Here is a 13,379-nt window from a genome sequence, read left to right as displayed (position 1 = left end):
CATGGCTCGCACCCGTACCCGCGCCCGTCTCCGTACCTCCGCGATCGTCGCCTCGGCGGGCGCGCTGCTCGCCGTCACCGGCTGCGGTGCGGCGGACATGACCAAGCAGTCCTCTCCGTTCGCGGCCCCCGCCGACATCAAGACCGTCACGCTCTCCGTCCAGTCGTGGGTCGGTGCGCAGGCCAACGTGGCCGTCGCCCAGAAGATCCTCGAGGACGAACTGGGTTACCGCGTCGACCTCGTGCAGACCGACGAGGTGCCCGCCTGGGACGCCCTCAGCCAGGGCCGGGTGGACGCCATCCTGGAGGACTGGGGGCACCCCGACCAGGAGCAGCTGTACGTCAAGGACAAGAAGACCATCGTTCCCGGGGGCGACCTCGGGGTCACGGGCCACATCGGCTGGTACGTCCCCAAGTACTGGGCGGACGAGCACCCCGACGTCACGGACTGGAAGAACCTCGACAAGTACGCCGACGAACTGCGCACCCCGGAGAGCGGTGACAAGGGCCAGCTGATGGACGGCTCGCCGTCCTACGTCACCAACGACAAGGCGCTGGTGAAGAACCTCGGCCTGGACTACAAGGTCGTCTTCGCGGGCTCCGAGGCTGCGCAGATCACCCAGATCCAGCAGTTCGCCAAGGAGAAGAAGCCCTTCCTGAGCTACTGGTACCAGCCGCAGTGGCTGTTCAACGAGGTGCCGATGGTCGAGGTGAAGCTCCCCGAGTACTCCGACGCGTGCGCGGCCAAGGACCCGGCGGACATCGACTGCGCGTACCCGACGACACCGCTCCAGAAATACCTCAACGCGGACTTCTCGAAGCGGGGTGGGGACGCCGCGGCCTTCCTCAAGAAGTTCGAGTGGTCGGAGAAGGACCAGAACGAGGTCTCCGAGCTGATCGCCTCCGAGCGGCTGTCACCCGACGAGGCCGCAGGGCGCTGGATCGAGGAGCACCCGGACACCTGGAAGAAGTGGCTGGACCGGTGACCTGAGCAGAGATCCCGTCCGACGTCGTCAGCCGCCCCGGCACCTGCCGGGGCGGCTGACGACGTATCAGGCCGGTCACCGGCCGAGGGGAGATGCGGCCCGGTCCGGAACCAAGGGGCACTATTCACTCAGTACATGTACTCGGGTTATAGTCACCGCATGAGCACCCGCCATGTCCTCCTGGGCCTGCTCGCGGCCGGGCCCACCCACGGCTACGACCTGAAGCAGCAGCACGACGCACGCTTCCCGCAGGCGCGCCCGCTCGCCTACGGGCAGGTCTACACAACGCTGCAACGCCTCGTGCGGGACGGCATGGCCGCCGTCGAAGGCACCGATTCCGACGGCGGCCCCGAGCGCACCCTCTACCGGGCCACGGACGAGGGCTCCCACGAACTCGCCCGATGGGCGGAGGAGATCACCGCCCCCGCCCCCTTCGTGACGAACGAGATCTTCGCCAAGGTGGTGGTCTCGATCCTCGTCGCCGCAGCCGGCGCGCGGACGGACCCCGAGGGCCGGAGACCGGACGCCGCCGCGCACCTCAGGGCCCAGCGCGCCGCCCACATGGAGCGGATGCGCGAGCTCACCGCGCTGAAGACCACGCCGGGCGCCGATCTCAGCACAGTGCTCTCCGCCGACTACGCCCTTGCCCACCTGGACGCCGACGTGCGGTGGATGACCACCACCACGGCCCGCATCGACAATCTGACCGCGGAGGTCAACGCGATATGAGTACACGGGACCAACAGCCCTCCTCGGGGGCGGCCGCGCTGATCTCGGCACGCGGCCTGAGGAAGTCGTACGGAAACACCGAGGCGCTGCGTGGCGCCTCCCTCGACCTCCATGAGGGCGAGATCCTGGCCGTCACCGGGGCGAGCGGCAGCGGGAAGTCCACTCTGCTGCACTGCCTGTCAGGGATCGTCCGCCCCGACGAAGGCACCGTCAGCTACGGAAACGAGGAGCTCGGCGGGCTGTCCGAAGGACGGCTCAGCGAGCTGCGGCGCCGGGACTTCGGGGTGGTGTTCCAGTTCGGTCAGCTCATCCCCGAGCTCACCGCGCTCGACAACGTGGCGCTCCCGCTGCTGCTTGCGGGGACCCGCCGCGGCGAGGCGAACGAGCGGGCGGGGGAGTGGCTGGAGCGCTTCGGCGTCCGCGGGCAGGCGGATCTGCGCCCCGGCGAGATGAGCGGGGGGCAGAGCCAACGGGTCGCCCTGGCGCGGGCCATGGCCACCGGCCCCAAGGCCGTCTTCGCGGACGAGCCGACCGGGGCTCTCGACACGCTCGCCGGAGAACAGGTGATGACCGCGCTGGTGCACACCGCGAGGGAGTCGGCCACGGCGGTGCTGCTGATCACCCACGACGCCCAGATCGCGGCGTACGCGGACCGAGAGGTGGGACTGCGGGACGGGACCGTGCAGGCCGGCTCCGGCCAGGCCGCCGGTCAGGAGGCGGTGCGCCGTGAAGGCTGACATCCGCATCGCCTGGATCCTCGCGCGCGGCTCGGACCGCCGTGAGTGGTGGAGGCTCTCGCTCACCCTGCTGGGCGCCCTGCTCGCCACGGGCTTCGCACTCGTCGCGGTGACCGTGGCCGCCGTTCCGGGACAGGTCTCCATCCCGTACGCGCACGGCCTGCTCGACCAGCCGGGACAGCGCGCGGGGGTCGTGCTCACCCTCGTGCTCCTGCTGGTACCCGTCCTGGGCTTCCTCGGCCAGTGCGCGCGCATCGGCGCCGTGCACCGGCATCGGCGTACGGCCAGGATGCGTCTCGCCGGGGCGTCCCCCGCACAGATGCGCAGAATCGCCGCCGTGGAGTCCGGCATCGCGTGCACGGCCGGCTCGACGGCCGGTTTCGCCGCGTTCGCCGTGTCCCTCGTCGCAACGGGGCACACCCCGCGTCCGGTTGCCTGGGTGGGATTCGTCGCGGTCGTCGTCGCGGTGCCACTGGTCGCCGCGCTCGTGAGCGTCTTCGCACTGCGCCACGTCGTCGCCTCGCCCCTCGACCACGTGCGCACCACGGGCCCGGGCCGGGGCCGCCGGGCCGTTCTCGGCTTCGTACTCGCGGCCGGGCTGATCGCCGCGGCGGGCCTGCTCGCACTGCTCCCGGCCAACCTGGGATTCACACCTTTCGCGCTGCTGGTACTTGGCCTGGTGCTCTTCACCGGAGCGGGCGCGATCTGGGCGGCGGGGGCGTTCGCGGCCTTCCTGGGCCGATGGCTCACCCTCCGCGCGAAGAGCCCGGCCGTGCTCATCGCCGCGAGCCGCCTCCGGTACGACCCGTGGGCCGCCGCGCGGACGCATGCCGCGCTGCTGCTCGTCACGGTCGTCGGTGTGGGCTTCGTGGGGGTGCGCGGAGTCCTTCTCGAGGCGCTGTCGGTCGGCTACACGCCGACCGACCTGGCCTTCTACACCACCGGCATCGACCTCGCCGGATCGGCCGTGCTGATCGCCCTCGCGATCAGCCTCTGCGGACTCGCCGTCGGCACCGCCGAGTCGGTGGCCACCCGCCGCAGGGGCCTCGCCGCCCAGGCCGCCGCCGGGGTGCCCCACCGGGTCCTGGCCGAAGCCGCGCTCCTGGAGACCGCACTCCCGCTGGCGCCCGCGCTCCTGCTCGCCGGGGCCGGAGGCACGGTGGTGTACCTGGTGTACGCCACCGTCGCGGGCACCGGCCTCGTCACCCTGCTGCCGCTGCTCGTCCCGGTGGCCGTCTACGCGGCCTGCCTGCTTGCCGCGGCGACATCCCTGCCGCTCCTGCGGCGCGCGGCTCACCCGGCGGAACTGCGTTTCACGTAGTGGTCCCGGCGCGCGCCGGCTCTAACCGCCGGCCGCGCGCCCGGGCTCCTCCCCGTCCGCCGCGCGTTCCGACCGGCCGCGCGCACGCGCCGCGACGACGAGCGTCGTGGCCACGAGCGCGGAGGTGATGACGCCTGTGGCGAGCACCGGGCCCGGGGTGAACGTCATGGCCAGCACGGCGAGGACCGCCACGGGGTGGATGAGGTCGTTCCGGCTGCGGAGTTCCTCCGCCCGGTGGTGGAGCAGCCACACCAGCGTGATGAAGACGGCCACCGGAACGGTGAACGCCGCCGCGGCGGCGCGGTCGGACAGGTGACCGTGACCTGTGGTGTGGGCGACGCCCAGGGCCAGTCCGGCTCCCACGGCCGCGGCGGAGGCGAACACGACGTAGTGGCCGTAGCCCCAGAGGATCGCGGACCTGAGATCCGTGAGCCGACGAGGGGCGTTCTGGGCGAAGTAGAGCCACCACAGGGCGAAGACGGTCAGTACGCCGCCGATCACCAGGGTCGCGATGTCGCCGAGCGCCGCCTCGTCGTCGAGGGCGGTGCGCACGGCCACCGTCGCCGCGGTGATGGTCTCGCCCAGGACGATCAGGGTGAACAGGCCGTACCGTTCGGCGATGTGGTGGGGGTGCCACGTGGTCCTGCCGGCGCTCTCGGCCCAGACGGGGACGGCGAGCTCCGCGACGACCAGTACCGCGAAGAGCGGCAGCCCCCAGTCGTCGGGCACGGCCAGCCTGGCCACCCAGCCGACCTGTACGACCAGGATGCCGACCGCGTACCGCACGCAGCAGCGCCGGCGTTCGGGATCGGAACGGGCCGCGCGCAGCCACTGGGTGACCATGGCGAGCCGCATGATGACGTAGCCCCAGGTGATGACGGTGAAGTCCTCGTGTCGGAGGGCCTCGGCCGCACCGGCGGCCACCACCAGCGCACCTGAGATCTGGACCAGGGTCAGCAGCCGGTACGGGACGTCGTCGGTGTCGTACGCGGACGCGAACCAGGTGAAGTTCATCCACGCCCACCAGATGGCGAAGAAGACCATCGCGTAGCCGAGCACCCCGCGACCGATGTGGCCTTCGGCGAGTTCGTGCTCGAAGGCTCCCGACGCCTGGGCGACCGCTGCGACGAAACACAGGTCGAAGAAGAGTTCGAGCACCGTCGCCGTGCGGTGTTCCTCCCCGGCGAGGCGGGCGACCATCGGGCGGTGCCAGGCGCGGGAGGCGGGATGTGACTGGCTCATTCGTACCCGGTTTCAGCGGTGGGAGGAGTGGCGGCGGGGCCTGCCGACGCCCACTGCGCAGGTCACGGGCCGGGCCGGTCGGCTCGACGGACACCGGGACACGTTACGAGTGGGCCCGGAGGCACGCAACGCCGACAGGCCGCCCGCGGTCACGCGACAGGCCGGTCGGCCTCCGTTCCCGGCCGCTCGAACTGGGTGCGGTGCAGCTCCTCGTACCGTCCTCCCGCGGCCAGCAGCTCGTCGTGCGTGCCCCGCTCGACGACACGGCCGGCCTCCACGACCAGGATCAGGTCGGCGGCCCGCACCGTCGAAAGCCTGTGGGCGATCACCACGGCCGTCCGGCCCTCCAGGGCCTCGGCCAACGCCTCCTGGACCGCGGCCTCCGAGGTGGAGTCCAGGTGCGCGGTCGCCTCGTCCAGGATGACCACCCGCTGACGGGCCAGCAGCAGCCGTGCGATGGTCAGCCGTTGGCGCTCGCCGCCGGAGAGCCGGTAGCCGCGTTCACCGACCACCGTGTCCAGCCCCTCGGGCAGTGACGCCACCAGACCGTCCAGGCGGGAGCGGCGCAGCGCGTCCCAGATCTCCTCCTCGGTGGCCTCCGGCCGGGCGAGCAGCAGGTTCTCGCGCACCGACTCGTGGAAGAGGTGCCCGTCCTGTGTGACCATGCCGAGCGTCTCGCGGATCGAGTCCGCCGTCAGGTCGCGTACGTCGACACCGTTCAGCCGAACGGTCCCGGCGTCGGTGTCGTACAGCCGGGGGAGCAACTGTGCGATCGTCGACTTCCCGGCCCCGGACGATCCGACGAGCGCGACCATCCGGCCCGGCTCCGCCGTGAACGAGACGTCGTGCAGCACCTGTGTTCCGCTGTCGGAGTCGAGCGTGGCGACCTCCTCGAGTGAGGCGAGGGAGACCTTGTCCGCGGAGGGGTAACCGAAGGAGACCCCGTCGAACTCCACCGACACCGGCCCGTCCGGGACGCGGCGGGCGCCGGGCTTCTCGGCGATCAGCGGTTCGAGGTCGAGGATCTCGAAGACCCGCTCGAAGCTGACCAGGGCACTCATCACCTCGACCCGGGCTCCGGCCAGCGCTGTCAGCGGCGCGTAGAGCCGGGTGAGGAGCAGCGCCAGGGCGACGACGGCCCCGGGCTCCAGGCTGCCGCGCAGCGCGTAGTGACCGCCGAGGCCGTACACCAGGGCGAGGGCGAGCGCCGACACGAGGGTGAGCGCCGTGATGAAGGTGGACTGGAGCATCGCCGTACGGATGCCGATGTCACGCACCCGGCCCGCGCGGGCGGCGAATGCGGCGGACTCGTCCGACGGGCGCCCGAAGAGCTTGATGAGCGTCGCACCCGGGGCCGAGAAGCGCTCGGTCATCTGTGTGCCCATGGTGGCGTTGTGATCGGCTGCCTCCCGCTGGAGGCTGGCCATCCTGGCGCCCAGCCGGCGGGCGGGGACGACGAACACCGGCAGCAGCACCAGGGCCAGCAGTGTGATCTGCCACGAGATCGTGAGCATCACCGCCAGGGTCAGCAGCAGCGTGACGAAATTGGACACGACGCCGGAGAGCGTGTTGCTGAACGCTCTCTGGGCGCCGAGCACATCGTTGTTGAGCCGGCTCACCAGCGCGCCGGTCCGGGTACGGGTGAAGAAGGCGACCGGCATCCGCTGGACGTGATCGAACACGGCGGTGCGCAGATCGAGGATCAGCCCCTCGCCGAGGGTCGCCGACAGCCACCGGGTGAGGAGTCCGAGACCCGCTTCGGTCACAGCGATCAGCGCGATGAGCAGGGCGAGCCGGGTGACGGTACCGGCCGCCCCGCCCTGCACGATCGCGTCGACGACCCGCCCCGCGAGCACCGGTGTCGCCACCGCGAGCAGGGCGGTGACCACACTGAGGAGCAGGAACCGCAGAATCCTGCTCCGGTGCGGCCGGGCGAACACCGCGATGCGGCGCAACGTGGCCCGGGAGAAAGGGCGTCGGTCCTTCTGCGCGTTCATCGTGCTGTGCAGTGAATGCCACGCGGTGACTTCCATGTCCATGCGGGTGCCTCCGGAAGGGTCGGTCGGTATGCACGGCACGCTATGACCTGAAGTCAAGTTGAGGTCAAGTGTTCCGGTCCGGCTTCACCCGTCGGCGTGTTCAGCGTGCCCGTACGGTCGCCATGACCTCCCGGTCCGGCTGCAGCGTCAGCGTCGGCACGGGGTTGACGGGGCCCGGGTCCACCTCCAGTTCGAAACGGTGTGCCAGGACGGCGAGGATCAGCACCGCCTCCACCATCGCGAAGCGTGTACCGAGACAGGCCCGGGGACCGCCGCCGAACGGATACCAGGCGTACTCCGGGATGTCGTCCCCGTCCTCCGCGTCCCAGCGCTCGGGGCGGAACACCTCCGGCTCCGGGAACCACCGCTCGTCCCGGTGCGTGGTCCACTGGCTGCTCCACACGCGCGTGCCCTCGGGCATCGGTACGCCGCCGATCCGGGCCCCCTCCTTGGCCACTCCGGTGACCAGCCAGATCGTCGGGTAGAGCCGGAGGGTCTCCTTCACCACCGCCTGTGCGTACGTCAGTTGTGCGTAGTCGTCGATTCCCGGCTCACGGTCGCCGAGGACCCGGTCCAGCTCCTCGGCGAGTGCCGCGCGGGCCTGCGGGTTGCGGGACAGGAGGTACCAGGCCCACACCAGCGTGGAGCTGGTCGTCTCGTGGCCGCCGATGTAGAGCGTGACCGTCTCGTCGCGGATCTCCTGGTCGGAGAGGTGTGCTCCGGTCTCGTCGACGGCGGTGAGCAGCCGGCTCAGCAGGTCGGGCCGCTCGCCCTCCCCGTCCCGGTGGCGGGCCACCACGCGTCCGACCTCCGCGTCGATGACCGCGGCGGCCTTCTTGATCCTGGCCCGCCCGGGAGTCGGGACCCAGTCGGGCAGGACGGCGCCGAGACCGCTGAACTCCCTGCCGATCTCCTGCTGGGCGATGTCCATGGCCCGGCCCATCGACTCCGCGTCGGCCGGTGTGTCCACCCCGAAGATGGTGCGGACGGCGATCTTCTGCGTGAGTGCCGCCATCTCCCGCTTGATGTCGACGCGTTCGCCGCCCGTCCAGGTCTCGGCCAGCTCCAGCGTGGACGCGGTCATCGTGGAGGCGTAGGACCTCACCTGCCTGGGCCGCACCGAGGGCTGTACGAGCGACCGCTTGCGCCGCCAGTCCGCGCCACGCGCCACCACGACTCCGTTGCCCATGACCGTACGGAAAGCGATGCCCAGCAGGGGTTGGTCGAAGGTGCGTTCCGTCTCGGCGAGCAGTTCGCCGATGCACTCGGGGTCGGCGATGAAGACGCAGTCGTTGCGGCCGAACCGCCAGCGCACCATGTCCCCGTGCCCGCGAAGGTGTTCGAAGAAGGCGAGGGGGTCCTTCCCGAACCGGCGCAGGCTCCCCAGCAGGGGGAGGCCCTTCGGCCCCTGGACCAGTCGGTGGCCGCGTGGCTCGGTGTCGAGGGGCGCGCCGGTTTCCGTGGACATGGGGACTCCCGTCATCTGCCTTGCGCAGTACGTGAGTTGCAGAGCCTAATGCCAGTCTGCCGTCACTTCGACGTGGCTGTCGCCCGCGCCGACCCCGGACGGGCCTGAGGGCCGCAGGCGGTTGCCCGCGGCCCCCGGACCGACGTGCGCGACGCGGTCAGACCCCCGGCGGCACCTGGGAGGGACGGCCGCGGCCGCGGGTGAGGCCGTAACCGAACACCCCTGCCAGCGCGGCGAGTACGCCGCCTCCGGCGGTCCACAGCCAGCGGCTGGTCCACCAGCCGGAGGACCAGCCGTCCTCCGGCCCGCTGCCGGCTGTGGTGGAACCGCCCTGCGCCGAGACGACGGACGTGCCCGGCACCAGGGGTTCGGCGAGGGCGCCGTCCACGTCGGCGGCGCCGCCCTGGCCGACCGAGGTGACCTCGGTCTCGACGTGCACCGGAAGGCCGAGGTCCTCCTCGGCGAGGCCGACCACGGTCAGGCGTACGTAGTAGCTGCCGGGCAACGGGTCTGACGCCCACGGCTCGGACCAGGCACGGACCGTACGCAGGACGCAGGACAGCTCGACGGTGCCCGCGTCCGGCGCCGCCTTCCTGGTCTGATGGCCGTACACGCAGGCCTGCCGGCGGCGGAGTCCGTCGTACACGTCGACCTGCCAGGTCGAAGCGCCGCTCCGGGTCGCGCTCTCCGGCAGGCTCACCTTCGCCCGCACGGTGGGACGCTGCCCGGCGTCGGCGGGGAACGCCCAGTACAGGTAGTCGCCCGTGGACGCGTCCGCGGTGGCGGTCTGTTCCTGCTGGATCGCCGTCGCGGTGCGGAAGGTGGTGCCCGCCTCCGTCGGTCCCGCGTCCTCGCCGTCCGCCGGGCTCGCGCTCGCGGACGGGTCGTCCGCGACAGCGGCGCCCGCCGAGGTGAGGAGGGTGACGGCGGCCAGGAACGCGCCCACGCATCCACGCCTCAGGGTGTTTCTCCGGGTGCTACGCATCAGTTGGTCCTCCATACGGCGACACGCCAGCGCGAGATCCAGCCGAAGAGCAGGCCGGCGATCAGTCCTGCCAGCACCATGACGCCCAGCAGCCACCAGCCGCGGCCCAGGCCGAACGCCGCCGCGTCGGCGGCCTCGTCGGGGGCGTCCACCAGGTCGATGGTCAGCTCGACGGGCATGCCGGGCGTCTTCTTCACGGACGCGGGCGCCGAGAAGGAGTTGCTGAGCTGGAGGCACACGGCCTCGGCGGCGGGCTTCACGTCGCCGTCGGAGATGTCGGCGTCGTCCTGGTCGGGCTTGGGGTAGCGCAGCCCGGTGGACACGGCGTCCGTGCGCCCCGTGCCGGACTCCGCGCCCCGGACGATCTCACGGCCGTGCGCGGTCACGGCACGCAGCAGCACCCCGTAGTCGTTGTTCACGGCGCGGTCGGCCGCCACACTCACCGAGGCGCGCAGTTCCTGGCCGGGCAGCACGTCCACCCGGTACCAGCGGTGCTTGCCGATCTCCTGCCGGTCCGTGTAGAGCCCGGCCTTCAGCGCGGGGGCCGCGGAACAGCTGCCCGCCCCCTCGGTCGCCACGGGGGTGACGACGGGCTCGGCGGCCCGGTCCACCAACTGCTTGACCCGGCCTGAGAGTTCATCGGTGTGCTGGACGGCCGTGTAGGTGCCGCCGGTGGCCTCGGCGATGCAGGTCAGCTGCTGCCGGATCTTGGCGTTCGGCACCAGGCCCAACGTGTCGATGACCAGGTGGATGCCCCGGGCGGCGATGTCACGCGCAACCTCGCAGGGGTCGAGCGGGCCGCAGGTGTCCTCGCCGTCGGTGATCAGGACGATCCGCCGGGTGGCGTCCCCGCCCTCGAGGTCGTCGGCGGCACCGAGCAGCGCCGGGCCGATCGGGGTCCAGCCGGTCGGTGCCAGAGTGGCGACGGCGGTCTTGGCCTCGGTGCGGTCGAGCGGGCCCACCGGGTAGAGCTGCTTGGTGTCCTTGCAGCCGACCTTGCGGTCGTCGCCCGGATAGTCGGCACCGAGCGTACGGATGCCGAGCTCCACCTCCTCGGGCACCGCGTCCAGGACGTCGTTGAACGCCTGCTTGGCGGCGGATATGCGGGACTCTCCGTCCATGTCGCGGGTGCGCATGGAGCCGCTGACGTCAAGGACCAGTTCGACCTTGGGTGATGGGGTGGTGGAGGGTTCGTCGGCGGCGGCCGGTAGGGCGGTGCCGAGCCCGGCGGCCAGGGTGGCGAGCAGGACGCACACCCCGGCCGTCAGCCGTTTTCTTATGATCATCGCCGGATCCTATTGAAGATCCGCGGTCATCCCCAAAACCGTTCCGCCCGGCGCTGTTCCGGGTCGGCCCTCACCCGCCCAGCAGTGGCTCCGCCGCCCTGTCCAGCACCGAACCGACACGCTCCCACGTCTCGGTGTCCCTCTCCACCGGCGGGAGTTCGGCATCGGTGTCGGCCGACTTCGCGTTCCACCGGGTCGCCACGGCGACGGGGTCGCCGCCACCCGCCGCGGAAGCGGCCAGTGCGGCCGCGCCCAGCGCCACCAGTTCGCCGCTGCCCGGCACGATCAGAGGCCGGCCGGACAGGCGGCGCACCGTCTCCACCCAGGTGCGGCCCTGGGCACCGCCGCCGATCAGCCGCAGGGGCCTGCCGGCGACCTCGGGGTCGGCCGGGTCGAGGCCGCACGCCAGCAGCAGCTCGTCGAGCGCCCGCAGCACGGTGAAGGCCGCGCCCTCGTAGGCCGCGCCCAGCAGTTGCTGCGGCGTGGTGTCGTGCCGGAGACCGGTGAGCAGTCCGGAGGAGGTGGGCAGGTCCGGGGTGCGCTCCCCGTCGAGGTACGGGAGGAGGACGGCCTCGCCGCCGGGTGTCGCGTCGTCGCGGTGCAGGCCGAGGAGCGTGGCCACCTTGTCGACGGCCAGGGTGCAGTTGAGGGTGCAGGCCAGCGGGAGGAACGTACCGTCGGCCGCGGCGAATCCGGAGAGGGCCGTGGACGCCGGGCGGGTCAGTGAGGCGGCGAAGACCGTGCCCGAGGTGCCCAGGCTGAGCACGGGGTGGTCCAGCAGCCCCGCGCCGCCCAGGCCGAGGCCCACCGCGGCGCTCATGTTGTCCCCGGTGCCGGCCGCGACGGCGATCCCGGCCGGCAGGCCGAGCGCCTCGGCCGCGGCGTCGGTCAGGGAGCCGATCCGGGTCCCGCCCGTCGCGGCGACCTCGGGCAGCATGGAGGCGTCCAGGCCGAGGCGGTCCAGGAGCTCGGAGTCGTACGCGCCCGTGGCGGTGGAGTACCAGCAGGTGCCCGACGCGTCCCCCGGGTCCGTCGCCGCGACGCCCGCGAGCCGCTCGGTGAGGAAGTCGTGGGGCAGCCGCAGGGAGGCCGTCGCCTCGGCGTTCGCCGGGTCGTTCTCGCGCAGCCACCGCCACTTCGTCGCGGTCATGGACGCGACGGGCACCGTGCCTGTGCGCGCGGTCCACGCCTCGGGGCCGCCCAGCTCGGCGACGAGCGCGGCAGCCTGCGGCGCGGAGCGCGTGTCGTTCCACAGGAGCGCGGGGCGCAGCGGGCGGCCGGTCCTGTCGAGGGTCACGAGGCCGTGCTGCTGTCCCGCGACGGCGATACCGACGACGGCGGACGCGGAGAGCCCCGATTCCTTCAGCCCGGCCGCGACGGCATCGCAGAGCGCCTGCCACCAGACCTCCGGGTCGGTCTCGCGTGCGCCGCCCTCACCCGTGACGACGTGCGGTGCGCGGCCGACGGCGAGCAGTTCGCCCGTCTCGGTATCGGTGACTGCAGCCTTGGTGGACTGGGTGGAGCTGTCCACGCCGATGACGACGGTACGCGGCGGCATGGGCTACCTCTTCTCGTGCGGATCCGGCGGTGCGGGTTTTGGGAGTGCGACAAACAAATTACGTGATCGACGGCGACCGGAACAGGGGTGACCCTCGTTTCGTCGTTCGGGGGGTTACGTGCGCACCATGTCGTGTGCATAATTAATCATGTCAGTGAACAAATAGGCTCGGGCTGCGGACGGCGGTCCCGGACCCCAGGCAGGCGAAGGCGGACACACACCATGACGGATCGCTTCACTCCTACCCCTGCGGACAGGTTCACCTTCGGTCTGTGGACCGTGGGCTGGCGTGGCAACGACCCGTTCGGGGACGCGACGCGTCCCGCGCTGGACCCGGTGGAGTCGGTGGAGCGGCTCGCCGAGCTCGGTGCGCACGGTGTGACGTTCCACGACGACGACCTGATCCCCTTCGGTGCCTCCGAGGCCGAGCGGGCCCGGCTGATCGGCCGGTTCAAGGACGCGCTGGAGCGCACCGGGATGAAGGTCCCGATGGCCACCACCAACCTGTTCACCCACCCGGTGTTCAAGGACGGCGGGTTCACCTCCAACGACCGCGACGTACGCCGGTTCGCGCTGCGCAAGGTCATCCGCAACATCGACCTGGCCGCCGAGCTCGGCGCGACCACCTACGTCGCCTGGGGCGGCCGCGAGGGCGCCGAGTCCGGCGGCGCCAAGGACGTACGCGTCGCCCTGGACCGCATGAAGGAAGCCTTCGACCTGCTGGGCGACTACGTCACCGAACAGGGCTACGACCTGCGCTTCGCCATCGAGCCCAAGCCCAACGAGCCCCGCGGCGACATCCTCCTGCCCACGATCGGCCACGCCCTGGCCTTCATCGAGCGCCTCGAGCGCCCCGAGATGGTCGGCGTGAACCCCGAGACCGGCCACGAGCAGATGGCCGGACTGAACTTCCCCCACGGCATCGCCCAGGCCTTGTGGGCCGGCAAGCTCTTCCACCTCGACCTCAACGGCCAGTCCGGCATCAAGTACGACCAGGACTTCCGCTTCGGCGCCGGCGACCTGCGCCAG

Annotated in this window: 11 protein-coding genes; 5 read left to right on the top strand and 6 right to left on the bottom strand. The window is 71.7% G+C overall.

The genetic code is table 11. The features are described from left to right. Position 1 precedes the first annotated feature (1 nt). From JOC24_RS15535 to JOC24_RS15520, 4 genes are all read left to right on the top strand, one after another. The gene (locus JOC24_RS15535) at positions 2-985 is read left to right on the top strand and encodes an ABC transporter substrate-binding protein (protein WP_205020882.1); all 984 of its coding nucleotides are present in this window, start codon (positions 2-4) and stop codon (positions 983-985) included. 159 nt (positions 986-1,144) lie between these two features. Then, a complete protein-coding gene (locus JOC24_RS15530) occupies positions 1,145-1,714 on the top strand; it encodes a PadR family transcriptional regulator (RefSeq protein WP_205020881.1) in 570 nt (189 codons plus the stop codon). After that, a complete protein-coding gene (locus JOC24_RS15525) occupies positions 1,711-2,451 on the top strand; it encodes an ABC transporter ATP-binding protein (protein ID WP_205020880.1) in 741 nt (246 codons plus the stop codon). The genes JOC24_RS15530 and JOC24_RS15525 overlap by 4 nt, the downstream gene beginning before the upstream one ends. Then, the gene (locus JOC24_RS15520) at positions 2,441-3,772 is read left to right on the top strand and encodes an ABC transporter permease (protein WP_205020879.1); all 1,332 of its coding nucleotides are present in this window, start codon (positions 2,441-2,443) and stop codon (positions 3,770-3,772) included. Before JOC24_RS15525 ends, JOC24_RS15520 begins: the two co-directional genes overlap by 11 nt. Before the next feature lie 21 nt (positions 3,773-3,793). On the opposite strand, the gene JOC24_RS15515 is transcribed toward JOC24_RS15520, so the two are convergent. The 6 genes from JOC24_RS15515 to xylB form a co-directional block, all read right to left on the bottom strand. Then, a complete protein-coding gene (locus tag JOC24_RS15515) occupies positions 3,794-5,014 on the bottom strand; it encodes a low temperature requirement protein A (RefSeq protein ID WP_205020878.1) in 1,221 nt (406 codons plus the stop codon). Between the two features lie 149 nt (positions 5,015-5,163). Then, the gene (locus JOC24_RS15510) at positions 5,164-7,053 is read right to left on the bottom strand and encodes an ABC transporter ATP-binding protein (RefSeq protein ID WP_205020877.1); all 1,890 of its coding nucleotides are present in this window, start codon (positions 7,051-7,053) and stop codon (positions 5,164-5,166) included. Positions 7,054-7,153: 100 nt separating this feature from the next. Next, complete coding sequence (locus tag JOC24_RS15505) at positions 7,154-8,521, bottom strand: cytochrome P450 (protein ID WP_205020876.1); 1,368 nt, start codon at positions 8,519-8,521, stop codon at positions 7,154-7,156. A gap of 157 nt (positions 8,522-8,678) precedes the next feature. Further along, on the bottom strand, positions 8,679-9,506 hold the full coding sequence (locus tag JOC24_RS15500; protein ID WP_205020875.1) for a hypothetical protein: 828 nt from the start codon (positions 9,504-9,506) through the stop codon (positions 8,679-8,681). Further along, positions 9,506-10,792, bottom strand: a complete 1,287-nt coding sequence (locus JOC24_RS15495) for a VWA domain-containing protein (RefSeq protein ID WP_205020874.1) — start codon at positions 10,790-10,792, stop codon at positions 9,506-9,508. Before JOC24_RS15495 ends, JOC24_RS15500 begins: the two co-directional genes overlap by 1 nt. Positions 10,793-10,862: 70 nt before the next feature. After that, entirely contained in the window at positions 10,863-12,350 is a 1,488-nt protein-coding gene (gene xylB / locus JOC24_RS15490) for a xylulokinase (RefSeq protein ID WP_205020873.1), read from the bottom strand. A gap of 222 nt (positions 12,351-12,572) precedes the next feature. Here xylB and xylA point away from each other — a divergent pair. Beyond that, positions 12,573-13,379: xylose isomerase (gene xylA, locus JOC24_RS15485; protein ID WP_205020872.1), on the top strand; the 807-nt coding region annotated here is incomplete at its 3' end.

The organism is Streptomyces sp. HB132 (assembly GCF_016909575.1).
Classification (GTDB): domain Bacteria; phylum Actinomycetota; class Actinomycetes; order Streptomycetales; family Streptomycetaceae; genus Streptomyces.
The sequence above is the reverse complement of the archived record's forward strand: the minus strand, read 5'-3'. Positions and strand labels throughout refer to the sequence as shown.

What these genes read in the sequence shown, in the direction of transcription:
- JOC24_RS15500 (WP_205020875.1), bottom strand. Translation starts at nt 9,506, where the DNA reads ATGCGTAGCACCCGGAGAAACACCCTGAGGCGTGGATGCGTGGGCGCG.
- JOC24_RS15505 (WP_205020876.1), bottom strand. Translation starts at nt 8,521, where the DNA reads ATGTCCACGGAAACCGGCGCGCCCCTCGACACCGAGCCACGCGGCCAC.
- xylB (WP_205020873.1), bottom strand. Translation starts at nt 12,350, where the DNA reads ATGCCGCCGCGTACCGTCGTCATCGGCGTGGACAGCTCCACCCAGTCC.
- JOC24_RS15535 (WP_205020882.1), top strand. Translation starts at nt 2, where the DNA reads ATGGCTCGCACCCGTACCCGCGCCCGTCTCCGTACCTCCGCGATCGTC.
- JOC24_RS15495 (WP_205020874.1), bottom strand. Translation starts at nt 10,792, where the DNA reads ATGATCATAAGAAAACGGCTGACGGCCGGGGTGTGCGTCCTGCTCGCC.
- JOC24_RS15530 (WP_205020881.1), top strand. Translation starts at nt 1,145, where the DNA reads ATGAGCACCCGCCATGTCCTCCTGGGCCTGCTCGCGGCCGGGCCCACC.
- JOC24_RS15510 (WP_205020877.1), bottom strand. Translation starts at nt 7,053, where the DNA reads ATGGACATGGAAGTCACCGCGTGGCATTCACTGCACAGCACGATGAAC.
- JOC24_RS15525 (WP_205020880.1), top strand. Translation starts at nt 1,711, where the DNA reads ATGAGTACACGGGACCAACAGCCCTCCTCGGGGGCGGCCGCGCTGATC.
- JOC24_RS15515 (WP_205020878.1), bottom strand. Translation starts at nt 5,014, where the DNA reads ATGAGCCAGTCACATCCCGCCTCCCGCGCCTGGCACCGCCCGATGGTC.